This is a genomic window from Candidatus Saccharibacteria bacterium, assembly GCA_017983775.1.
Lineage (GTDB): Bacteria > Patescibacteriota > Saccharimonadia > JAGOAT01 > JAGOAT01 > JAGOAT01.
Window position 1 is genome coordinate 1 of the sequence record JAGOAT010000013.1, and the last position, 22,967, is coordinate 22,967.

The window sequence follows — 22,967 nt, forward strand, 5'->3', positions numbered from 1 at the left end:
TGCTTGGTACTTTGAATACTTTCGACGTACATAGGCTTTATGATGTGCCTTGGTAGAAGTGTACTCACCAGCCACAGTGTTTCGTTGTATCTCTCTGTAGATAGTACTGTGATGCCGGCCAAGTTCAATGGCACTGGATGGTATGGTATATCCCCTGTGTATTAGTATACCTATCTCTAGCCTCTCAATCTTTGTGATGTGTTTGAATTGACTCATATATCAACACAGTAACAACCAGACCGATGCATAGTCTAGTTTTCGCAGTTCAGGGTTAAGTTTAGGTTTTTCCTTGTTAATTAATATCCAACAAAGATTATACGGGTGTCGCATTATTAGTGGGAATTTTCCGGCAGTTCTAGAATAGACTTGTTGTTGATTATATGGGGAGGGGGACACAGGTTTTGTCTTGGGTGGCTATAGCGCGTCTAAAAAACCCTGAAGGTCGCTAGGTAATGGAGAGTGGAAACTGTATTCTTGATCATCAAGTTGAAATCTAAGCTCTGAGGCGTGAAGAAACTGGCGACTGAGTCCAGGTGGTCTTGTTTTTGATCCATACAGAGTATCTCCAGCTACTGGTGCATGGATGTGAGCTAAGTGAGCCCTGATCTGGTGGGTTCTGCCGGTAAATATCTGAATTTCAAGTAGTGCATATTCAAGATATCCTTGTAGGGTTTGATACTGACTGATTGCGGGTCGTCCCTGAAGTCCAACTTGCCACTTTTCTCTATTTTTTGGATTTCTAGTCAAGGGTAATTCAAGTCTGGCCTGCTTGAGCTTTGGCTTTGGTCTAACTAGCGCAAGATATATCTTGGTCACTTTTCTTTGTCTAAAAAGTTCTTGTAGTTTGGCTTGGGTAGTTGGATTTTTGGCTAGAATTAGCACTCCAGTCGTATCTTTGTCAAGGCGGTGAACTATTCCAAAATGATCTTGTTGCAAATCTGGCTGTAATATTTCTGCTAATCCAGGGCGATCGCCAATAGTATTGACAGTGATGCCTGCTGGCTTGTCAATCACTAAGAAATCCCTGCACTCAAAGAGTATTCTAGGCTTTGAGCTAGAGGATTTCACTGGCTTTACGGAGTTGGAGTTTTTTGCCGAGCAAGATTAGTTTTTGACCACTATGAATCTTGGTATTTGGGGCTGGTTTGATATTGATCTCTCCGTCTTGATCAATTACAGCAAGGATTTGGATTTCAATCTTCAGGTTCTCTATCTGTGAGATTGTCTTGCCTAGTACTTTACTATCATCTTCAATCAAGATTTCCTCTATCTGTAGCTTGTTATCTTTATTGCTTCCAAGGATATCTAAAAAGTCGACCACATCAGGCCTAAGAAGCATTGTCGCCATATGGTAACCACCAATAGCATGGGGCATAGTGATCCTATCTGCGCCTGCCCTTAAAAGTTTTTGTCCATGAGCCTCAGTATGGGATCTAGCAACAATAAATATCTCAGGGTTTAGTTGCCTAGCAGTCACTGTTACGAGCAAATTCTCTGCGTCTTGTCCTAGACTAACGATTATACCTTTTGCCCTCTTAAGGCCTGCTTGCAACAAGGTCTGCTCAAGACTAGCATCACCAACGATATGAAGGTCAGACTCAACTTGGTCTTGGTAGAATTCTCTCTTGTCAATTGTTACAAAGGATACCCCTTCGCTCCTGAGTTCTTTGGCTACATTACTACCTACTCTGCCAGTACCACAGACTATGTAATGGTTAGTAATCTTATCTAGTTTCTTTTTCAATTTTATATCCCTGATTTTAGTATCGAGCTGCATGATGTATTCTGCGAAATATTTGAGTAAATATGCAATGAATATCAGATTTGCTAGCATCATGATTATAACATAGACTCGACTAGCTAAGCCATGATAGCCATGATGATCGAAGTGGGTCAGCAAAATTGTGAGGCTATAGTAGAAGTTGTTCCAGAATCCTAGCTCAGGATTAGCCTGAGTCAGAGCAAGGCTACCAGCCAATAGTAAAGAAATAAATACTAAAGATAGCCTGACCCAACGGTTTCTCAAATTCATTTAGGACTTGAGCAGCTTTGCGGCACCAAATCCTAGAACAGACCCAACAATAGGTGCAAGAACATAGATGGGTGATAGTGAATCAAAGGCAAGAGCAACTGCAGGATTAAGGAATGCGTTACTGACATTGGCAGCAACCAAGATCCCAAAGCTTAGACTTAGACCGATGGCACTAGCAGCGGCTAGACCTTCAAGCTTGTTGCTGATGGCCATGCCAATACCAAAACAAAATAGCATAGTTCCTAGGGTTTCAAATAGTGCTGTTTCCCAGTTGTTGACAATTGGTAGTTCTGGCATAGAGCCAATAACTTGGTTAAAGAGTATCAGTGCTAGAAATGCCCCTACAAACTGGCTGATAAGGTAACCGATAGTGGTCTTAGCATCGATCTTACCAAAGACAAACTGACCGAGGCTAACAGCGGGGTTGATATGGCAACCAGATATTCCACCAATTAATAATACAAATAGACTTAGCGTAGCACCAACAGCCACAGGTACTGCTACCCCCAGGCTAGGATTGGAAACAGTTGCTAGTACAATTGAAGCAAGTCCAAAGGTACCTATTAGTTCCGCTGAAAATTTTTTGTAATCATCGCCCATGATCCCTCCTAATGGTTATTATATTTAATCTTATGCTTATTTTCCCACATCCTGGAGATTTGTCAAATTTGAGATTGATTTGAAATGTCAGACTCCTGATCAGCCTGTATGAGGACTTTGAAGATCATAGTAGCCCCAAGTATCTGGGTGGATAAGGAGGGACCTAATTAGTGCGAGAGTGCTTCTTAGCTAATTTTTTAGTGACATTAAAACCAAGGTATTTTCCAGCAGCTAGTTGCAATTGAGCACTAAGGGCAGCATAAGAAAAGATGCAAAGTGCTACTATGGGTAATAATGCCCACTGGATTATCAGACTGAAGTATCGCCAAGGCTTTAATTTGCCAATTGGACTAGGTACGATTAAGAGGCTAATCCAGATCGTTGTAAAGATTGCTAGGTTGGCCAATAGGAGAATAGAACTAGCAATATCGGGAAGATTGTAGATTAAGGCTAGATCACTAAAACTTCTACTAAAGAATATCGGTATCCAGGCTGAGAAAAAAATAATAATCGAAGCTGTAGCCCAACTAATATGTCCATCTACTAGTCTGATTAGATGAACTAATTTGGCTGGCCTGGAAATTTTGGAATTTTTGGGAAACTCTTGCAAAAGATAGATTATATCAGTTATCCCCCATGCCCAACGACGAAGTTGAGCAACCTGGGCCTTGAGAGTTCTTGGTAGATTCTCTGCCTGAACTGCATCTTGATATATGGGCGAGTAGACTGGTTTGACGTGGTAGTCACCATCAAATGCTAGGAGTGATCGCCAGTAATGACGGCCATCTTCTACCGGGCTGATTTTGCACCAAAAATCAGTTTTTATCAAGGCATCTAAACTCTGAGAATGAGCAGCAAAATTTCTCAGTCGGTGAGGCCTCATTGATTCAATGAGTACCCAGAAAGAGTTACCAGTAGCAACGATCCGAATTGGAGCCGGTACTTCCCAGATGTTATTGAAAAATAGCGGGATAGGCTGAAAGCTATATTGACCTCTTTTCTCTGTTGTGCAGTAATGATAGGTTAGTTCCGAAAAATATTGTTTGTCAGGTTGATGGTCAGCATCCAGGGTAGTGACAATGATCTTGTCAGGATCAATGCCTTCCTGGTCAACTAGTATAGATTTGAGGTGTTGGCCTGCGTAGGTGATATTTGCACCTTTACCAGGGATTTCTCCAGCTAGATCTTGGGGATGTTCGATTACTAATAGTCGATTAAAATGTTTTGAAAATTCTGCTTGAATGGCTTTAGTATTGTTGATAAAATTCTCGCCTGCTCTTTGCTCAGCTGCGATGACGATAATTAGCTTGCTAAGATCATAATTTACTTTACTGATAGCCAGCATTGAATCTCTGAGGACTTCGATTGGTTCATTATAGGTGGGGATGATGATTAGGTGATAAAGTTTACGATAGTCAAGCTGAGTTACTGGATCAAGAGCCTGAAGCTTGTTTAGCCAATTGGTTTTTTGAGAGGTTTTGAGATTATTGTAACCCCTGATGGTGATTATTGAGATATTAATACTTTTGAGCAACCAATAGATATCATAACCAATGATGATAAAGGCATAAACTAAAGGGTTGAGTATTCCTATTAGCAAAAATGATAATAGGATTTGGATACTGAGAGTACCAATGTAAAATTCAAGTAGACGTCTACGTTTGGAAATAAAGAGGATATTGGAGGGATCCCTGGTCGCATCAGAGTTTAGAACAATTTGCTTGGAGCTAAATAGGTTTGAGAACATTGGAGTTAGGTTTGATTATTAGCTATAGTAAACATGTGCCTTTTGGTCAACCAGTTCAAATCATCTAGTATAGTAGCGTGTTTGCCTGGGACAATCAATATTTTCATTTTTTGATTCCTTACGGTTGATTATTCAAAATATAGCTTACATCAAAACATAACCGAACAATCTTGAGACAGGTAGCAATGAGTTAGAGGGATAGTTTTTATTATGACCTCTAGGCAATAAGGCGAATAGAAACAATATCCATATAGACTCTAGTAATAGTTCAAAATCCTGGTTTTATTTTGTACTATATGGTGCAGGGTGTAGGATTCGAACCTACGTAGGCATTGAGCCAGCTGATTTACAGTCAGCCCTCGTTGGCCACTTGAGTAACCCTGCACAGCCTTTATTTTAGCAAGTTTGGTCTAGTTTCTCAAGTGAATTAAGGGAGCATTCAGGAATAAGCTTATTCTTGGATTTTCCTTGATTATTTATTTTAACCATTTAATTGTCATGATTGAATCACGAACTGGCTTTTTCAAGCAAAATTGTCAATAGCTGTTGTAGTTTTGAGAGAATCGATACTACTCGATCATCAAAAATCCAGCTTAAGATTATTAAGCCCAAGCTAAGAATAACGGCTATAATTAGTTTTGATTTGAAGTACCGATACCAAGATATAGGTGGAGTTAGTTTACTCGGTCGATATTGATAACTGGTGAGTAAGAAAAAATTGATTAATTGATCAAGGGTTTTGGTAGCAAAACTAATGATCAGGCTAGTAATAAAGATAAAGGTTAGACCAAATATTCCAGAGAACTGAGGATATCTATTGACTGTTATCAGAATTAACCACAACAATCCAATTTGTCCAAACTGGATTAGGCTCCTGAGTATACTTGCTTGATAGGTAGCGGCTGTTGGTTTTGCTAATTGGCCTAAGTGATAACCAAATCTAGCTTGGTCAACCCAGAGATTAGTTGAGATTTGATAACCAGTAATTATTAGTAATTGGAGGGTAAAGACTATTGAGATAATAGCTTGATTGATTACAGAGGAAGGGCGAAACAAGAATAATCCAGTGAAACCGAGACTAAGAAAGCATAGTAAGAAGCCTAGTAGTCTAATATCAAGCTTCTGACGGTAGTTGATGAATATACTATCAGGGTCGATTGATGATTGGTGCCAGCTATTAATCAGGTTAGTCTCATAGCGGTTAATTAAACTATCAAAGAAGTGAATTATCCAGAGTAAGACAATTGCTGTACTGGTAAGTATTAAATAGAATTCCTGAATATCGATACTGGCTATCAGATTAATGATTGAGTGGTTGCTATTAGAAAAGACATCCAGCAGTAGCCAGCCAAGATAGGCTGAGAGCCAAATTAAAACCTTGAGCCAATCAAACAACCCAATTCTTATTAAGCTCTTATCCAGCTTGAAGTTGATTGATTTTGATGATTTTGATTTAGGTATTTTGAAGTTTGGTGCAAGGTTGATCATTTGATTCTTGATCATTGCTAATGAATAATTTGATTTGATAGAATCGGTTGGTTCAATTTTGGCTAAACTGGGTAATGAACTAGTATTGGTCGGCAAAGCTATATGTTCAGATTGAGTGGTGACTGAAGACACTTTGACTTCTGGTTGCTTGATCGACACGGTTGTTGTTGATTTTTTGATTGAATATGTTTTTGACTTGCGATAAGAATTGACAAGAGACTTTGACTTGGATTTTGAATTGCTAGATAGGTTGTCTATCTGCGCAACTTTCATAGTTTAACCTGGGGATGGGCACTGGTTTGGATTTTCCAGAGGTATGCAAAGTCAAAGCGATTACTGGGGGTAATGATTTTGTATATTGGGATTTGTAGATCAATTCGACTATAGATCAAATAGTATGGTCGATAAAGAATCACTGAAGCCGTATCAGATTGCCAGATAGCTAAGAAATTGGATATTTTTTTTGCTCTACTTTCAGGGTTTGGGTCTAATCGCGCACTTTCAAGTAAGCGATCTGATTCTGGATTTTTGTAATTTGCTAGGTTGGTACCAGCAAAATCTGCTTGACTAGAGTGCCAGAAGCTATAGACATCCGAATCACTCCCAGTATTTTGACCAAATAGCAATATATCATAATCCCTACTGGCAATTGTATCATTGAATTTTTGTTGGTTATTGATTAGATCAATATCAATCTTGATCCCATATCCAATTAGCTGTTGGCCAAGAGCCTGAGCAACTGGAACTAAGGAGCTGGTAGTCACCAGCTTGTAGCTGACTTGATCAGGGGTAAGCCCAGATTGCTTGAGTTGATCTAGGGCTAGTGCTGGATCGAAGTTGCGTTTTTCAAGCATATCATTGTAGCCTTCTTGATCAGAGAATACTGGATAGTTGATAGGTATTGCCTTATCGTTTAAGTTGGTGATATTAAGAAGTTCGGCCTTATTGACTAGTTGTTCAAAAGCCAGTCTTCTTTCGGGACTATTGAATAATTCATGAGAGTTATTAAGAAACAGTCCAATGTATGAATTTTGACGGAGTTTAAAAGTATATTCGGGTTCAAAGTCTAAATTAAGACCACTAAAGCTATCAATCTGGTTTTGGCTATAAGCTAGTAAAAGAGCGTCTTTGTCCTGAAATGTTTGGATTTGGATTTGATCAAGATAGGGGTCTGCGTGATAGTATTCTTGGTTTTTATTAAGAATAATCAAGTTGTTATCTTTGTAATCTTGATATTTGAAAGCTCCAGTCCCAATGGGTGCCAGGTTGAAGCTATGAAAACGAAGCTTATCAGGCTCTACTGATTCAAGTAAGTGACTTGGTATGATGCCAACTGTAGTTTGATTGATGAAGTTATTGATCTGGGTCGGTAGGGTAATTTCAATGGTATTTTGATCAATCACTCTGTGGGTAACATTTTGCCAGTCAGTTTGAAGATTTGAACGTGAATCTGGGTTCTGGATTGCCGTAAGTGTAAAATCAACATCTCTTGCGCTAAATGGGTGACCATCGTGCCATTTAACATCATTACGCAGATGGAAGGTATAGACAAGACCACTTGGATCAATCTCCCAACTAGTTGCTAGGTCTGGTTCAATCTTGCCATATTGACTAAAACGAGTTAGCCCAGAAAATATTAAGTGAGTTAAGTCTCGATCTGTGCTAGTCTTGGCAAGAATGGGATTGATAATCTGGATGTCACCAATAACCCCTTCCCTATAGACTCCACCGGCTTCAAACTGTGTAGACATGTAATATTTACTAATTGACTGGGAACGTAAACCCAGGGATAGGAAGCTAATTAAGATTAGTATTAAGATACTAGATGTCAATAGGAGTTTTGTTCTTATCTCAAGCCAAGATTGCTCCAACCCAGTTCCCTTGAGTCTCTGAGTATGATATTGGTTGACATTACGTTTGGTTGTCCTGATTCGCACTGAGTTATCTAAGCTGGCTCGAGGCTTGAGCATGACCCGACCTAAACAATGATTGCGCGAGCAACTGTGGACACGACTAAGATAATGATTGCTATAATGGTCGCGATAAAGATAAAACGTTCAGCACCTCGCCGAGTACGGTAACCTTCGCTGCTACCTCCAAAAGCCATACCTAGGCCAGTGCCTCTATTTTGCAAAAGAATTAACACGGTTACAATAATTGAATCAATAAATATTAGGTAATTTAGAATTGTTTTTCCCATTTTAGCTCTGCATCCCTTTCTCCATATTGGTTTTAACTAAATCAGTCATCAGGTAGTTGATTATCCAGATTAAAAAAGCTGCCAAGATAGCTGAACGGAAATTGGCAATCTCAAAAGAACTATAAAATATACTAGTAAGATAAAGCATCAGACCATTGACGACAAAAGTAAACAAACCAAATGTTGCCAGAATTGCGGGTAAAGATAGGATAATAATGATCGGTCTAATTAGTGCATTGACAACTCCAAAGACAATTGATGCAATGATTAATACCTGATAGTTGTCTTGGTAATTAATTCCATCTATCAAATTGGCCGCTACAGTTAGACCAAGAAAATTGATTAGAGTAGCAAAAAGAATTCTTTTGATCATTATTTCTTGGATGATTTATGGCTAGAGGATTTACGCTTGATAAATTCAGAAATGATTGCTGCAAAAGCGGTAGGACTGACTACTCGTGCTCTAACTTCCTCAATAGTCTCTAGAATATTTTTACTACTATCCTCAGCAATTTCAGCCACTGTATTGATAATATGTAGCAGTTTGACTACGCCTAAGAGTAAGATAATGATAATAGTTACGAGTAGCAAGAGACCCAAGGCATTAAGAACGGTCAAGATATAGACTGCAGTTTCCATACCCTCATTGTACCATATTGCTTAAAGTAATTCTAATAAAAGCCTTCGGATTAGCTGGGGATTGGCCTGTCCCTTGGTTATCTGCATGGCTTGACCAATTAAAAAACCAATTACCTTGGTTTGACCTTCGTGATATTGATTTACCACTTCTGGATTATCCTCAAGTACTTGAGTAAGAATTCGTTTGATCTCCAGTGGGTCACTAATCTGGGTAAGGCCTTGATCACCTACGAGCTCTTTGATCGATTGACCTTTGCAGATGCGTGGGAATAGTTCTTTGGCTTGGTTATTAGATATTGTTCCAGTCTCAATTAGCTCAATTAATTCCTTGAGGCTTGTAGCGCTAAGTTTTGGTCGATCAATATTTTGATACTCACCAATCAGCCAGTTACTGATTGGTTTGATTTTGGATGGGTTATTATTAAATTCTGACAAAGTAGTTATTAGTAAGTCTCGACTATTGGGATTTGCAATAATAGTATCTTGAACCATTAGGCCGATATTCACTGATTGCAATAATTCGCGCAGATCTAGTGAGGATTGAAGCTGACTCTGGTTGTGGTCAATGAGGCTCCGGTCAAGATTTAAAGGAGGGATATCTGGTTCTGGGAAGTAGCGATAACCATCTGAGTTTTCTTTACTCCTTTGGCTAAAGGTTTTGGCTTGAGCTTCATCATAGCCACGAGTCTCCTGAATGATTCTTTGACCATCTCTGACTAGTTTGATTTGACGATTAATTTCATAGTTAAGAGCTTTCTCAGCAAATCTAAATGAATTGAGGTTTTTGAGCTCAGTCCTAGTGCCGAGTTGGCCACTTCCCTCTTCGGCTACGGAGATATTTAGGTCAAATTTGAAATGACCTTTTTGCATATCACCTTGGCAAGCACCAATACTAGTTACTAGTAAGTATAATTCGGTCAAATAACGTCTAGCTTCCTGGGGGCTTGAGATGTCTGGAGCACTAACTATCTCGAGTAAGGGTGCTCCAGCCCGGTTGAAGTCAATCTGGGAATAATTTTGCCCCTCTGGGTGGATAGCTTTGGCAGCATCTTCTTCGAGGTGAGCCTCAGTAATCCCAATCGTCTTTGATTGATGATCATTTAACCAAATTTTGAGTTGACCATCACGAATAATTGGTTGGTAAAACTGGGTAATCTGGTAGCCTTTTGGAAGGTCCGGATAGAAATAGTTCTTTCGGTCAAAACTTGATTTGGCCTGGATATTGGACTTTAAGAGGTGGCCAATTTGGATGGCTAACTCGATTGCATGCTGGTTTACACTGGGTAGTGTACCGGGCAAGCCAATACAGATCGGACAGATGTATTGGTTGGGCTTTGAATCATCTTGACCACTAAGCCTACAGCTGCAAAACATTTTTGATAATGTATTGAGTTGAACATGAACTTCTATGCCGATTGTTGGTACTAGTTTCATCTTAATTCTCCTATTGCTTTTCTCAAGGTTTTACTAGTATTAATTAATTGTTGATTGGAGTACTGATCTTCACTATCCAGATCATGGACCAGGCGATTTCTTAGCTTGTGTGCGTCCCAAATAGATTGGGCATTTTTCAGCCTATATTCTTGACTTTTAAGACGGTCGGTAAAGCCACCCTTGCTCGATACTCCCTTCAGGACATAATCAAGTAATTTATCTGCTTCAATCACAGCCAGAACAGGGTTGCTTGATTCTAGACCTTGGATTTGAGCTAAGTTTTGATCGACTTTTATCTGATCAACTTTGGCTGGTTTTTGTTGAAATTTGAGATTGCTGATATAGCCAACCAGAAGTAATGCCATTACTCCTGTTATTGCAATTGCTAATAGAATGAAACTTAACATAATAGATCCTCAAATCCCAGTAGTCGGTATTCTGCTCCTTGGTCAGCCATTACTTGTAAGCCATAAGGTAGTCCTGAGATTTGCATTTTTGGTAGACTCATTGCTGGTATTCCTGCTAGATTGGCTACTACAGTCATAATATCAGCCAAATATTCCTCAGTGGGGTCTGTTGAATTGGTATTACTGAGTGGGGCTATATCTGGAGTAGTTGGACTTAGGATTAGGTCAAATTGATTAAACACTGATCTGATCTCGGCTTGAATTTGTTGACGCAGTTTGCTGGCTTTGAGATAAAATGCATCATAGTATCCATGGCTGAGTAAGTATGTGCCGATCATGATTCGGCGCTGAACTTCTACACCAAACCCCTGTTTGCGACTATTTTTGTAGACCTCAATCAAATCCTCTTGTTCGCTATTGTACCCGTATCTAAGCCCGTCATAGCGTGCCAGATTGGAGCTGATCTCAGCAGGTACTAGGATATAGTAGCAGGCCAAAGCTTGATCTAGACTAGGCATATCAATCTCTTCGATCACTATGTCTTTCTCTCGCAATTGATTGATAATCTGCTCAAAGGCCCGAGATTGTTCTGGCTTGAGATGTTCTTGGTATTGCTTGATGGTTGCAATTCTTTTGACCTCTTGTGGACTATCTAAATCTAGAGAGGAGTTAAGACTAGTTGAGTCTAGAGGATCATGGCCAGAAATAGTCTCGAGAACTGTCTTAATATCTTGGTTTGATTTGGCAATAATCCCGACACAGTCAAAACTAGATGCCATAGCAATCACGCCATAACGACTAATTCGACCATAGCTAGGCTTGATACCATAGGTACCCGTATAACTCGCAGGGTTACGGATGGAGCCACCAGTATCAGTTCCTAGGCTAAAGACACAAAAGTCTGCTGCAACACTAGCAGCAGAACCACTTGAAGATCCACCAGCTACTCTAGTAGTGTCATTTGGATTGAGGGCGCTACCAAAGAAGCTATATTTCCCGCTCCCACCGTGGGCAAATTCATCTTGATTAACCTTACCTAGTAGAATTGCTCCGGCAGCAGTTAGCTTTGTGATGGCTGTGCTGTCATAGGGGGGAATAAAATCAGCGAGACTTCTGGATGCTGCAGTCGTGGCAATTCCTTTGGTCATAAACATATCCTTTGCTAGATAGGGTATTGCCTGAAGTCCATTGAGTTGAGCACCATTAGCAATTTTTTGATCCCAGGCTTTGGCTTGTTTTCTAGCTTGGTCTTTGTTTTCGGCTAGCATGATATGTAACTTACTATTCTCTGCCTCTATCTTACTAAGATAATAATCGACCAGTTCAATGACACTGATACTTCTAGAGTTGATCAATTGGTGGGCTTGGCTGATTGTTAGGTTGGTTAGTTTCATTTGATAATTCTCTGTACCCTGAGGTACTCTCCATCAAAATTACTTGCATTACTGAACAACTCAGTCTTGTCAATCTGGCAATCAATTACTCGGTCTTCTCTAGTGATATTTTGAAGGTTGCTGATTTGACTAAGGGCAGGCTGTTCGGCCAAATCAAGTGAATTGAGCTGACTGACAAAGGCCAGAATTGTATTGATTTGTTGGGTATATAACTCTTGAGATTCTTGGTCTAGGGATAGATGAGCAAGATGGGCTATTCGAATTACATCATCGATACTTAGAGTTGGTTGATTGGTAGCTACTTGCATTGCTTATAGTTTACCGAATCCTAGCTATTAAGTAAATTCTCAAATTCTGTTTCTGATAGGATTTTAATCCCCATGTCTAGTGCTTTTTGGTACTTACTACCAGGACTATCTCCAGCTAGCAGGTAGTCAGTTTGTCCGGATACTGTAGAAATGATACTTCCACCATTGCGAGTAATTAAATCCTTGGCCATCATTCGGGTATAGTGTTCAAGAGTACCAGTCAGAACCCATTTGCCAGCCAGCGTAGAGTTTTGGTTAATCTGATATGGCTGTACTACTACCCCGAGCTTGAGCAATTGATCGATCATATCTTGGTTTTTTTGATCGTTAAGCCAGCCGATCAGATAAGTAGTAGTAGTCTTTCCAATGCCATCGATTGACTCAATATCATCTGGACTTTGGTAAGAATTGCGCCAGTGATCGAGATCCTTGAAGCGCTTTGCGATATCTTGACTAGTTTTTTCTCCAACAGTGCGGATCCCTAGGCTATAGATAAACCTACTCAAGCTAATATTTTTGGATTTATTGATGGCATTCAGAAGATTATTGACTTTCTTGTCCTTAAAACCTTCTAGATTGTAGAGGGATTCTGACTGGAGCTTGAAAATATCTACTGGAGACTCAATGAGCCCGATATCAAGGAGTTGTTCAAGAATTTTTTCTCCGAGACCGTTGATATCAAAGGCTGATTTGGAGACAAAGTGCTGGAGTCTAAGCCAGTTGATTTCTGAGAGGTCAAGATCTGCGATCCTTGGGACTGCTTCTGAGGGGTCATCAATGATAGCTATTCCCTTGAAAGTTTTTGGTAGCTTGAAGATTTTTTCGTTACCGGTTCTCAGATTTGGAATCGGTTCTATGACTTCTGGTATGATATCCCCTGCTTTGCGGATAATAACCGTATCCCCAATCCTGAGATCCTTGATGGCAATTTCGCCTGGGTTGTGGAGTGTTGCTCGAGAGACCGTAGTACCTGCAACCTTGACTGGTTCTAGGACTGCATAGGGTGTTAATGCTCCAGTTCTACCAAGGCTCAGGCGAATATCAAGTAGCTTTGTGCTGACTAGCTCTGCTGGGAACTTATAAGCTACTATTCCCCGTGGAGCCTTGCCGCTAATCCCAAGGTGATCATAGGTAGCAGAGTCATTTATCCTAATCACTATTCCGTCGAGTTGGTAGCTAAAGCTAGGTCGCTTTTTGGTAGTATTATGGATATACTCTTCAAGTTGGTCGAGATCTCTAATCAGTTCTGATCCATCACTTACGCCAAATCCTAGATTGCCAAGTAGCTCGCGGTTAGTACGATGGGAAGACCCAAGATAATTGCCAAAATCGTAGGCGATGATTTCAAGCGGTCGATCAGCAGCAGCCTTACTATCTAGTTGCCTAATACTGCCACTAGCGGCATTGCGAGGATTGGCAAGCAAGGGCAAACCTTGCTCGGTTAAGAGCTGATTATATTCGGTAAATCCAGATTTGCTGATCAGTATCTCCCCTCTGATTTCCAAGGTTTGATCTAGTCCAGCAAGTGGATTAAAGAGTTTGAGATCAAGCATTTTGGGCAAATTTTTGATAGTTTTTACGCTATGAGTAACGTCCTCACCGATTTGTCCATTTCCCCTAGTGATAGCTTGATAAAATTGTCCTTTATGATAGCGCAATGCTATTGCGAGACCATCAAGCTTAACCTCTGCAGATAGGGGGCTATTTGGGGAAAGTTGATAGCCTGAAAAACGTTTGAGGCCATCAAGCCAATCCTTGATCTCGTCTAAATCAAAGGCATCTTTAATCGAAAGCATTGGTCTCAGGTGTTCGACCTTGGCAAATTTATTAGCCCTTTCTGGCTCGACAGAATTAGTAATACTAGAAGAAGATTGCTTATTGAGGTAGGCTTCTAGTTCAATCAAACGACGATTTAGACTGTCATAGACACTATCTGCTACGAGACTAACGTTGTCAATATAATAACTCTTACGGTACTTTTCTAACTGATCCCTAATTGATTTAAGCTCCCTAGTCTTGCTAGTCTTGTCTTGATTGGTTGGCATTGATTAATCCTTGTATTTATTAAGAATCTTTTCAATCCTTGAGAGATCTTCTGGCCTCTGATCATATATAAGTTGTAGCTTTGGAGTCTTTCTTAAGAATAAATTCTGGGCAATAGTTTTTTGCAGCTTAGGTCTGGCTTGATTGATAAATTGATCTATAGTTAGCTTATCTGGAGTAGGGAAAAAAGACAGATAGATCTTACAGCTAGCCAAATCAGGTGCAGTATCAACCTCTTGGATAGTAATCAGAAAATCAGATTGTTGACTTAGTAGTCTTAATCTGTCTCCCAAAAGACCTAAGATAGTATGGTTGATTTGGGCTATTCGATAGCTCATTGGGTTACTTTAAGAAAACTATTTGATCATTTATCTCAGGATTGATTTCAGATTGAATTGCGAGACCACATTCCTGACCCATTTCAGCTTTTTCGACAGGATCTGGCCCAATTTGGATACTCAATAGCTTACCTTCTCCTGTAATTTGGTCATCTCGATATATTCTGAAGTCTAGATTTGGCGTAATAGTTCCATCAAGAACTTCTCCACCGGTGACTATTCGACCCGACTTGGTATAGAATATCCCTTTGACTAGAAGTCTAGCAACTTCTTGTTTTTCACGATCAGGTGAAAGCCCTTTGACTAGTTGCTCAATATCTTCGATTAGTTCATAAATAATTGTGTAGGTTTTGTATTCAATATCCAATTGTTTGGCAAGTTTGGTCATGGCACTTGAAAGCTTGCTATGAAACCCGATTAGTAGTGCTTGGGATGAGTTGGCTTTGCGAATATCTGTTTCGTTGATCGGACCAATGCCCTGATCAACAATTACTATGTCAACCAAAGGATTGGCAAGACGCAAGATACTATCTTCTATAGCTACTAATGAGCCCTGGCTATCAGTCTTAATTAAAAGCTTGAGCTCTATCTGGTTTTGTTTTTTGAGAGCCTTTTCAAGATCGATTACTTCTGTATTTGCTAGCTTGGTAATATCAAAATTTTTGCTGGTCTGTTCAAGCCAAGATCTTGCAGCTTTTTGATCGGGGACTACCTCAATCCATTTGGCAAATTCTGGTATATCTTTTAGGCCAGAGATGATCACTGGCATTGAAGGTAAGGCTTGATTTAGCTTCTGCCCATCAGTTCCGGTGATTGAACGGATTTTACCCCAGGCATTACCACTGACTAGATATTCACCAATCTTGAAGCTACCATGTTTGACCAATATTGTGGCAAGAGGTCCTTGACCAGTTGCCAACTCGGATTCTAAGACTATCCCTTCACCAGGTATAGAATAATCAGCTTGAGCTGGACTAAGTTGGTTTACCAAATGGATCAATTCGATTAGTTTATCAATTCCTTGCCCTGATTTTGCAGAGATCTCAACCATTGGCGTATCACCGCCCCAGTCTTCAGCAATAATCCCTTGTTCGGATAGTTCTTGCTTAATTTTATTGATATCCACTGTCGGTTTATCAACTTTATTGATTGCTACTATGGCAGGCAGTTTATAGGATTTGATTAGCTCTATCACTTCTTTCGTTTGTGGCTTGACACCATCATCAGCGGCCACTACTAGGATGACAATGTCGGTTAATCTTGCCCCATGCGTTCTAAGCGCACCGAATGCTTCATGCCCAGGTGTGTCAATAAAAGTGATCTTGTCTTCAGGGGTTTTGCCAATCTGATAGGAAGAAATGTGTTGAGTAATACCCCCAGACTCGGTTGATGCGATGTGGCTTGATCGTATATAGTCAAGCAGGGTTGTTTTGCCATGGTCAACATGACCCATAATTACTACTATTGGTGGTCTTGATTCTAAAGTTTGAGACCTGATAGATTTTTCAGAGGGACGACCTTGTTCTGATTGTTCGAGCAACTTAAGCTCTAGTTCGTACTCTTCGGCTACTAGGCTCGCTGTTTCAAAATCAAGCAAGTCATTAGGCGCAACTATAATACCATTACCACTAAGAAATTCTATCAATTCGACAGGTTGAAGATTGATAATCCTTGCCAGTTCACGGAGTCTAATCTCTTGGCCGATGTTAATTGTTCGTTTGTCTGTCATCTGATTTATCTTAGCATAATAAATCAGTTATGACGAGGTTTATTTGAGACTAAGGGAGAGCTTGTGTTGCTCGGGGTCAATTGAAAGGATAGTAAACTGCTTCACTTCATTGAGGCTAAGGATTTTACGAGGATCTTTGATTGGTTCTGCTGAGAGTTCCGAGACGTGGACCAGGGCTTCAATGATCTCACTAATTTGGACGAACGCTCCAAAGGGAGTAATTCGAACGATCTTACCATCGACTTTCTCGCCAATCTTGAGTTTTGATGCTTCCTCAACCCAAGGGTCTGGAGTTAATTGCTTGATTGACAAAGATAGCTTGTCTTGATCGATTGAGATAATCTTGACATCCAATTCCTCGCCAATTCTGACATGTTCGTTTGGACTATCAATTCGTTTCCAGGAGATTTCTGAAATATGAACAAGACCTTCAATACCATCGACATTGACAAAAATCCCAAAGTCGACGATACCAGTCACGATCCCTCTCACTACTTCTCCGACGGTTAGTTTGGAGAGCTTGGATTGGGTCATTTCCTTCTGGGCTTCTTTTTCGGAAATTATTAGCTTGTTATTTTTGCGATCCAGATCAATAATCCTAACCATCAAAACTCTACCAATCAACTTATTGAGTCTTGATAATATTTCGTCTTTGTCAGCACCACTGACTCTAGGATAGTTTTCAGCTGATAATTGAGAAACTGGTAGAAATCCCTTGACGCCTTCCATCTCAACAATTAGACCACCCTTATTAGCATCGACGGGGGTTACTCCAAATACTTCTTTATTCTCAAATTTTTCAGTCAGCCTATCCCAGCCTTTTTCTTTGGCTACTTTTTTGAGGCTTAGAATCGCATAGCCATATTTAGTTTCTGGTTCAATCACTGAAGCATTGATAATCTCGCCAATTTCCGGACGGACTGTGGTGTATTCTAGTTCATTACTAGTGATGACACCTGTACCATGGATCCCAAGATCAAGCCAGATCTGGTGTTTGAGTGATTTAATTACTTCTCCCTGGATAAGGTCACCTTCCTGGAGAATTGTTAGGGGGTTAGCACTGAGCAATTCCTCCATATTCGTGGCGTTAATAGTAGTCTTCGTAGTTTTAGACTTGGTTTCTGTAGTCATCTGATCCCTTCTCTTTCTTTATCTTGCAAAGGCACATTAATAATATTCTTATCGGCTAAGGTCAAGGCAGCACAAGATATATCCGCCCAAATTGCAGATTAACCACCAGCATAAAATGCCTATTACAGGTTAATATCTACCCTTTTGACCTAACCAATTAATCCTAATTCTAATCTAAGTAAAAACTTTTGTCAATAAGATTATACTACTCATATCAACTTCAGTGATCCTAGGTTAGGTATTGATTGACTTTATTGAGAACTTGAGATGGGGTTAGCTCAGATTTGATAATGTAGTCATCAATTCCTAGATCTCGAATCTTCTCAATAGTAGTTGGATCATTAACATTGGTCAGAATCAAAACTGGTACTTTGCGATTTTTCTTGGCCTTGGTTCTCAGGTATTCAAGTGCTTCTTCACCATTGACTTCTGGCATCATCAAATCTAGTAAGATTAGTCCAAAGTCGTGCTTGTCGAACTGTTCAATTGCTTCTGCGCCATTGGTAACGGATATCACATCAAGCTTTGCTTTGCCAAACTTGAGCTCGTACATCTTGCGAATGAACTCATTATCTTCAGCAAGCAGAATAGTTTTGACTTTAGCCATTGGCTTAAGTTTAATCCTGATTAGTCCTAGCTGTCAAGCGATTTTAGCTCAATCTCTATTGATAGAAGTAGCCTTTCCAAGGGCACCCCTTGCCTGTTTTGATCTGTTGGAGTAGGTGATTTCAAGGGGACTCCTTGGAATCATGCAATGGTTTGAATTGCAAAAATCGAGGATTAACTATAGGATTATAAATAATGTTAAAAGGCTTAGTATCCATCGATGATTTGTCAAAAGAGCAAATTGATCAGTTGCTCAGGAAAGCTCAGCAATTTGAGATCAATCACAGGGGTAGTCAGTTGGCAAATCAGGTAGTAGCTAGCTTGTTTTTTGAACCTAGTACCAGAACTAGACTGAGCTTTGAGAGTGCGATTAGTTATCTTGGTGGCTCAGTCATTGGTTTTGCTAGCGCAGATACAAGCAGTCAGAGTAAGGGGGAAAGTTTAGAGGATACAATTCGGACTATTGGTCAATATGCTGATGCTATAGTGATGCGGCATGGTGAAGCTGGTTCGGCTAGAAGGGCTCAAGCTGTTGCTGGTGTGCCAATCATTAATGCTGGTGATGGTAGTAACGAGCACCCGACCCAGACATTACTAGATCTTTACTCAATTCAGGCTACCCAAGGTGGGCTAGAGGGGCTAAATATTGCTTTGGCTGGGGATCTCAAATATGGCAGGACAGTTCACTCCCTAGTAAAGGCATTAGCCCAGTATCAGATTAATTTTACATTTATCTCTGATGATTATTTGCAGCTACCCAAAAATCTAGTTAAGCTGGTTCGGGATTCGGGCTGTCAAGTTCAATTTAGATCAAGTATTGGACAGCTAGATAAGCAAGATATTTTGTATATGACCAGGGTGCAAAAGGAGAGATTTGATGATCTAGCGAAGTACTGGGAAGTAGCTGGTAGATTAAAGTTAAGCTTGGATGATCTAGACAAAACAAAGGAGACATTTAGGGTACTTCATCCCTTACCTCGGGTCGACGAAATCGATTTGGCAGTAGATCAACATCCTTCAGCGTATTACTTCCAGCAAGTCCGTAATGGCCTTTATGTTCGCCAAGCCTTATTATCTGAAATATTGAAGGGTTGATAAGCGGGGTATAAGGGTGAAGCCAATAAAAGTAAAGAGTTTGTTCGAAGGGAATCAGGATATTCCTTTAGCAGAAAAAATGAGGCCTAAGAGTATAGAGGATATTGTTGGTCAAGGTCATTTAGTCGGGGAAAATGGCCTGATTCGTGGACTAATAAGGGCCGATAAACTAACTTCGATGATATTCTGGGGTCCCCCTGGCTCGGGCAAGACAACTCTGGCTAGAGTTATTGCGGACACTTATCGGGCTGAATTTATCGAAGTTTCAGCCGTTAGTATGGGTAAGGCTGAAGTCCGTCAAGCAATTGATCAGGCCTTGCAATCTAAAAATCTCGGAAGACAAACTATCCTATTCGTGGATGAGATACATCGCTTTAATAAAGCCCAGCAGGATATGTTTCTACCTTATGTCGAAGATGGAACTGTTCATCTAATAGGAGCAACTACTGAAAATCCCTCGTTTGAAGTGATTGCACCATTGTTGAGTAGAAGTCGTGTATTGATATTCGAAGCTCTTAAGGAGATTGACTTATTAGGCATTATTGATAGGGCAAAAATCTTGATAAGGCCTAAGATAATTACATCTCAGGCTGCTAGTCTGCTCGCAAAAATGTCAATTGGCGATGCTAGAGTGCTACTTGGAGGACTAGAGATAGCAGCTTCATTGTCGACAAAAGTTGTAGGTAAAAAACAGATAGAACAAGCAATGCAACAGGTATCAGCAAGATACGACAAGAACGGTGAGCAACATTATGATTTGATTTCTGCCTATATTAAATCAATGCGCGGTAGTGATAGTAGGGCTGCTATGTATTATCTCTATAGGATGCTTAATGCTGGCGAAGATCCAAAATTTGTCGCTAGAAGGATAATAATTTTTGCGAGTGAAGATGTTGGTATGGCTAGTCCTCATGCTCTCACCTTGGCTACTTCAGCTTTCCAGGCTGTGGAGCGGGTAGGCTTGCCTGAGGCTGAGTATGCTTTGTCTCAGGCAACTATTGCGATGTGCCAAGCAAAAAAGTCTCGGCAGGTAGCAGAACAAATGGTAGAAGCTAAGGGACTAGTCGGGAAATATCCCAATGCAAGCGTGCCAAAGCACTTGCGCAACCCAGTAACTAGTCTGATGAAAGATTTAGATTATGGTGATGGTTATCGGTGGGAAGCAGACTTCAAGCATCCAGATGGGTTTTTGCCTGAGGGAATAGTTCGGTAGGTTGACTTGCTATAGCCCCGAAAAACAAACCCTGTACTTTTGACCGTATCTTACGGTACATAACTGTCACTATTGCCCCTCATCATATCTACGGAAGCGAACAGGCTTTGGTTTACGACGACTATAATGACTAGAGTAGCCTTTGTCTGAATGAAGAACTAGGACTTTGAAAGTGATGGCCGGGCTAATCGGATTGACATTGATCAGTTCACTTAGGTCATTTAGGGGTAATAACAATTTGAGCATATGTATAGAGGTAGCAGTGCTCTAATCTTATTTGGTAGCTCAATGTGCGAATGAGGATTGGCGATATTCAGAATATATTAGCTCTTCTGGTATTAATTTTTTAGGCTTTTGAATTTGCGCTCATGGCATGAGATTAGTTGGATGGTTTTTTTTGACAAAGGTATGAAAAAATAGGATATTGATGGTGTATAATCGTCTCATATACTTGATTAGCTAATAAGTCTACTAGAGGTGTGTCTGGTTTTGTCTTACGTTCATTAGCTAGGGCTTTTACAAAATTTGTTTGCCAGAATGATTCCCCATCCCATTTATAGAGAATAGTAGGTTGTTTTTGAGCCTTACTTAATTTGCGTTTAAGCTGGATTACTTTAAAGAACCTTTTAACTCTTGAGATAGTTTGATCTCTGACAACTTCATTTAATTCTGACTGTATTCGCATCGTAAGATAATCTAGGCCAATAGCATTGATTAACTGGTTAAATCTGTCAAATATTGCGAGGATAATTTCTGAATCCGGTTCACCTGTATTGGGGTCAAGTAGTAGATTTTTTTCTTGTTCTATAAGTTGCGCAATATTTAATATTGGATCTTTACCGTGATCATGATCAGCTTTTGGTTCAGTAGAAGTTTTGGGGCTCTTATCGGGGTTTTGGGAGCTAGTAAATTCCTGATATTCTGGATTATCAATTGTATTTTGCAACAGCCGGTAAAGTATTTCGGTGGGTAATACTTTTTTGGCAATTTCTTCTGGGCTAATAGTTTCTGATGGCGAATATTCTGGTGGAATAGGTTCCATGGGGGTTGTTTGATTAGACATTGAGAAGGATGGATTTAATAATACGTTCAAGCTCATCCCAGTCTTGAAACCCCTTCTCGAGGTGAATTGTTGCATCTTTCTTTCTATTTCCCGGCTCAAAGATCTTTGATTTGAGATTGGCTCCACCTATGATAAATACTGTTGTCCAATTGCGAGCCGACCAGATCCCTAGGAGATTTTTACCATTAACTACTAGGTATGGCATTCCCCATTTCTTTTCCCACTTCCCTGCTGGTACAATTTGTCCAGATAGCTCAACTACTCTCCTAGCTAGTTTTTCCTGCCAAGGTTGAGCGAATTGAATTATTGATAATGGATCTTCCATGCTAATAACTTAGCATGCCTACTACATATTTTCCACCAAATTTGGCTATTTCAAGGGGACTCCTTGCCATCTTTGATCTGATGAGATAGGCGTTTTCAAGGGGACTCCTTGAAAAATGGGGAGGTATAAATAGGGGGGTTGAGATTAACTGGGTAATAGCTTCTTTATAAGTTGCATCTCGAGAAAGTTTTTTGATTTCATATCAAGATATTGGTTATACTCTTCTCTGGTAAAGCCAGATTTTCTTAGGAATAAATCTTGATCTATTATGCTTGAGATTGGGTGGGTGGTATTTAGGCTGCTATATGAGTATTTTTTGTAGTATTCAGTATCATTGGGTACGAGTTCATTTGAGTTGAGTTGAACATAAGCAGCTGTATTTATTAGATCCAGTTCAGAACTAATTAGTCTTGATTTGTATTGACTCTGGAAAAGGTGGCCGACAAGATTGTGATCAGTATTGATTAGGTGTGTAAATTTTTGATTTAATCTTTGCATAAGTTTTGGTATCGAACTTGATTCTTTAGCATAAATAACGAGGTGGTAATGGTTTGGCATTAAGGTAAATGCAATAAGGTAAATATCTTGACTAAAATCTTGAGTGACCAATCTAGGTTGGGAAAAAATCTTTAGGCTATTAGCGACCCTGGGTTTTGGGGTCAATAGAAAAAGTAAGATTGACATAAACTTCCCATATTCTTCTGCACTAAAGAATATCGGCAATTTTCTATTTCCACGGCAATATATGTGAAAATATGAGTCCGAGCATGTAGTTCTAATCGTATTAGGACTAGGCATGAGTTTATATATTAAAAATAATTTGAATAAATAGTAGTTGTGAATATTGTAGATCAACTGTATAGACAATGGCAAGCAAAACCACTTTGGTTTTTGGCTATTTCAGGGGGACTCCTTGCCATCTTTGATCTGATGGGATAGGCGTTTTCAAGGGGACTCCTTGAAAATGTGTGGGGACTAGGGGTGGTGGTACTTTTTGGGATTTTTGATATAATGAGGTCTATGCGGGTGTAGCTCAGTTGTTTAGAGCGCATCCTTGCCAAGGATGAGGCCCCGGGTTAGAGTCCCGGTACCCGCACCAATATTTTAAAGGAAACTTACCTCTATAAAACGCTGACAAAATCGGCGTTTTTAGTTTAACCCAAAAGAGGGTTCTA

Annotated in this window: 24 protein-coding genes and 2 tRNA genes; 3 read left to right on the forward strand and 23 right to left on the reverse strand. The window is 40.0% G+C overall.

The features are described 5' to 3' along the window. The 20 genes from KA531_02170 to KA531_02265 all read right to left on the reverse strand — a co-directional run. Positions 1-216, reverse strand: a 216-nt coding sequence (locus tag KA531_02170) for a helix-turn-helix domain-containing protein (protein ID MBP6005683.1), incomplete at its 3' end; no start/stop codon positions are given. A gap of 198 nt (positions 217-414) precedes the next feature. Further along, the gene (locus tag KA531_02175; protein ID MBP6005684.1) at positions 415-1,014 is read right to left on the reverse strand and encodes an RNA pseudouridine synthase; all 600 of its coding nucleotides are present in this window, start codon (positions 1,012-1,014) and stop codon (positions 415-417) included. Positions 1,015-1,054: 40 nt separating this feature from the next. After that, entirely contained in the window at positions 1,055-2,032 is a 978-nt protein-coding gene (locus tag KA531_02180) for a TrkA family potassium uptake protein (GenBank protein ID MBP6005685.1), read from the reverse strand. Further along, on the reverse strand, positions 2,033-2,632 hold the full coding sequence (locus KA531_02185; GenBank protein MBP6005686.1) for an aquaporin: 600 nt from the start codon (positions 2,630-2,632) through the stop codon (positions 2,033-2,035). Between the two features lie 163 nt (positions 2,633-2,795). Next, entirely contained in the window at positions 2,796-4,379 is a 1,584-nt protein-coding gene (locus KA531_02190; protein ID MBP6005687.1) for a glycosyltransferase family 2 protein, read from the reverse strand. Positions 4,380-4,676: 297 nt separating this feature from the next. Then, positions 4,677-4,763, reverse strand: a tRNA-Tyr gene (locus tag KA531_02195). 123 nt (positions 4,764-4,886) lie between these two features. Next, on the reverse strand, positions 4,887-6,140 hold the full coding sequence (locus KA531_02200; GenBank protein MBP6005688.1) for a hypothetical protein: 1,254 nt from the start codon (positions 6,138-6,140) through the stop codon (positions 4,887-4,889). Further along, positions 6,137-7,837 (reverse strand): hypothetical protein, encoded by a 1,701-nt coding sequence (locus KA531_02205; protein MBP6005689.1) that lies wholly within the window; start codon positions 7,835-7,837, stop codon positions 6,137-6,139. The genes KA531_02200 and KA531_02205 overlap by 4 nt, the downstream gene beginning before the upstream one ends. 8 nt (positions 7,838-7,845) lie before the next feature. Continuing rightward, positions 7,846-8,067 carry a preprotein translocase subunit SecG gene (gene secG / locus KA531_02210; protein MBP6005690.1) on the reverse strand — a complete coding sequence of 74 codons (222 nt, stop codon included), beginning with the start codon at positions 8,065-8,067 and terminating at the stop codon, positions 7,846-7,848. Position 8,068: 1 nt separating this feature from the next. Then, positions 8,069-8,440 carry a phage holin family protein gene (locus KA531_02215; protein MBP6005691.1) on the reverse strand — a complete coding sequence of 124 codons (372 nt, stop codon included), beginning with the start codon at positions 8,438-8,440 and terminating at the stop codon, positions 8,069-8,071. Further along, a complete protein-coding gene (locus KA531_02220; protein ID MBP6005692.1) occupies positions 8,440-8,706 on the reverse strand; it encodes a hypothetical protein in 267 nt (88 codons plus the stop codon). Before KA531_02220 ends, KA531_02215 begins: the two co-directional genes overlap by 1 nt. A 21-nt stretch (positions 8,707-8,727) precedes the next feature. Further along, entirely contained in the window at positions 8,728-10,140 is a 1,413-nt protein-coding gene (gatB, locus tag KA531_02225) for an Asp-tRNA(Asn)/Glu-tRNA(Gln) amidotransferase subunit GatB (GenBank protein MBP6005693.1), read from the reverse strand. Next, positions 10,137-10,547 (reverse strand): hypothetical protein, encoded by a 411-nt coding sequence (locus KA531_02230; protein MBP6005694.1) that lies wholly within the window; start codon positions 10,545-10,547, stop codon positions 10,137-10,139. Before KA531_02230 ends, gatB begins: the two co-directional genes overlap by 4 nt. Further along, positions 10,541-11,941 carry an Asp-tRNA(Asn)/Glu-tRNA(Gln) amidotransferase subunit GatA gene (gene gatA, locus KA531_02235; GenBank protein ID MBP6005695.1) on the reverse strand — a complete coding sequence of 467 codons (1,401 nt, stop codon included), beginning with the start codon at positions 11,939-11,941 and terminating at the stop codon, positions 10,541-10,543. Before gatA ends, KA531_02230 begins: the two co-directional genes overlap by 7 nt. Continuing rightward, positions 11,938-12,249 carry an Asp-tRNA(Asn)/Glu-tRNA(Gln) amidotransferase subunit GatC gene (gene gatC, locus KA531_02240; GenBank protein MBP6005696.1) on the reverse strand — a complete coding sequence of 104 codons (312 nt, stop codon included), beginning with the start codon at positions 12,247-12,249 and terminating at the stop codon, positions 11,938-11,940. Before gatC ends, gatA begins: the two co-directional genes overlap by 4 nt. Before the next feature lie 20 nt (positions 12,250-12,269). After that, positions 12,270-14,294: an NAD-dependent DNA ligase LigA gene (gene ligA, locus KA531_02245; GenBank protein ID MBP6005697.1), complete on the reverse strand. Its 2,025-nt coding sequence runs from the start codon at positions 14,292-14,294 to the stop codon at positions 12,270-12,272. 3 nt (positions 14,295-14,297) lie between these two features. Next, positions 14,298-14,630 (reverse strand): ribosome-binding factor A, encoded by a 333-nt coding sequence (locus KA531_02250; protein MBP6005698.1) that lies wholly within the window; start codon positions 14,628-14,630, stop codon positions 14,298-14,300. 4 nt (positions 14,631-14,634) lie between these two features. Further along, the gene (locus KA531_02255; protein ID MBP6005699.1) at positions 14,635-16,359 is read right to left on the reverse strand and encodes a translation initiation factor IF-2; all 1,725 of its coding nucleotides are present in this window, start codon (positions 16,357-16,359) and stop codon (positions 14,635-14,637) included. A 39-nt stretch (positions 16,360-16,398) separates the two neighbouring features. Then, a complete protein-coding gene (locus KA531_02260) occupies positions 16,399-17,490 on the reverse strand; it encodes a S1 RNA-binding domain-containing protein (GenBank protein ID MBP6005700.1) in 1,092 nt (363 codons plus the stop codon). A 229-nt stretch (positions 17,491-17,719) separates the two neighbouring features. Beyond that, entirely contained in the window at positions 17,720-18,097 is a 378-nt protein-coding gene (locus KA531_02265; protein ID MBP6005701.1) for a response regulator, read from the reverse strand. Positions 18,098-18,291: 194 nt separating this feature from the next. On the opposite strand from KA531_02265, the gene pyrB reads away from it, so the two are divergent. Both pyrB and KA531_02275 read left to right on the forward strand, forming a co-directional pair. Then, positions 18,292-19,191, forward strand: a complete 900-nt coding sequence (pyrB, locus tag KA531_02270; GenBank protein ID MBP6005702.1) for an aspartate carbamoyltransferase — start codon at positions 18,292-18,294, stop codon at positions 19,189-19,191. Positions 19,192-19,270: 79 nt separating this feature from the next. Next, positions 19,271-20,404 (forward strand): replication-associated recombination protein A, encoded by a 1,134-nt coding sequence (locus tag KA531_02275; GenBank protein MBP6005703.1) that lies wholly within the window; start codon positions 19,271-19,273, stop codon positions 20,402-20,404. 379 nt (positions 20,405-20,783) lie between these two features. On the opposite strand, the gene KA531_02280 is transcribed toward KA531_02275, so the two are convergent. The 3 genes from KA531_02280 to KA531_02290 all read right to left on the reverse strand — a co-directional run bounded on the left by KA531_02280 (position 20,784) and on the right by KA531_02290 (position 22,476). Then, complete coding sequence (locus KA531_02280; GenBank protein ID MBP6005704.1) at positions 20,784-21,467, reverse strand: hypothetical protein; 684 nt, start codon at positions 21,465-21,467, stop codon at positions 20,784-20,786. Next, complete coding sequence (locus tag KA531_02285; protein ID MBP6005705.1) at positions 21,460-21,792, reverse strand: DUF1801 domain-containing protein; 333 nt, start codon at positions 21,790-21,792, stop codon at positions 21,460-21,462. Before KA531_02285 ends, KA531_02280 begins: the two co-directional genes overlap by 8 nt. Before the next feature lie 144 nt (positions 21,793-21,936). Then, a complete protein-coding gene (locus tag KA531_02290) occupies positions 21,937-22,476 on the reverse strand; it encodes a transposase (protein MBP6005706.1) in 540 nt (179 codons plus the stop codon). 338 nt (positions 22,477-22,814) lie between these two features. On the opposite strand from KA531_02290, the gene KA531_02295 reads away from it, so the two are divergent. Further along, a tRNA-Gly gene (locus tag KA531_02295) sits at positions 22,815-22,891 on the forward strand. The last annotated feature ends 76 nt before the right edge of the window (positions 22,892-22,967 follow it).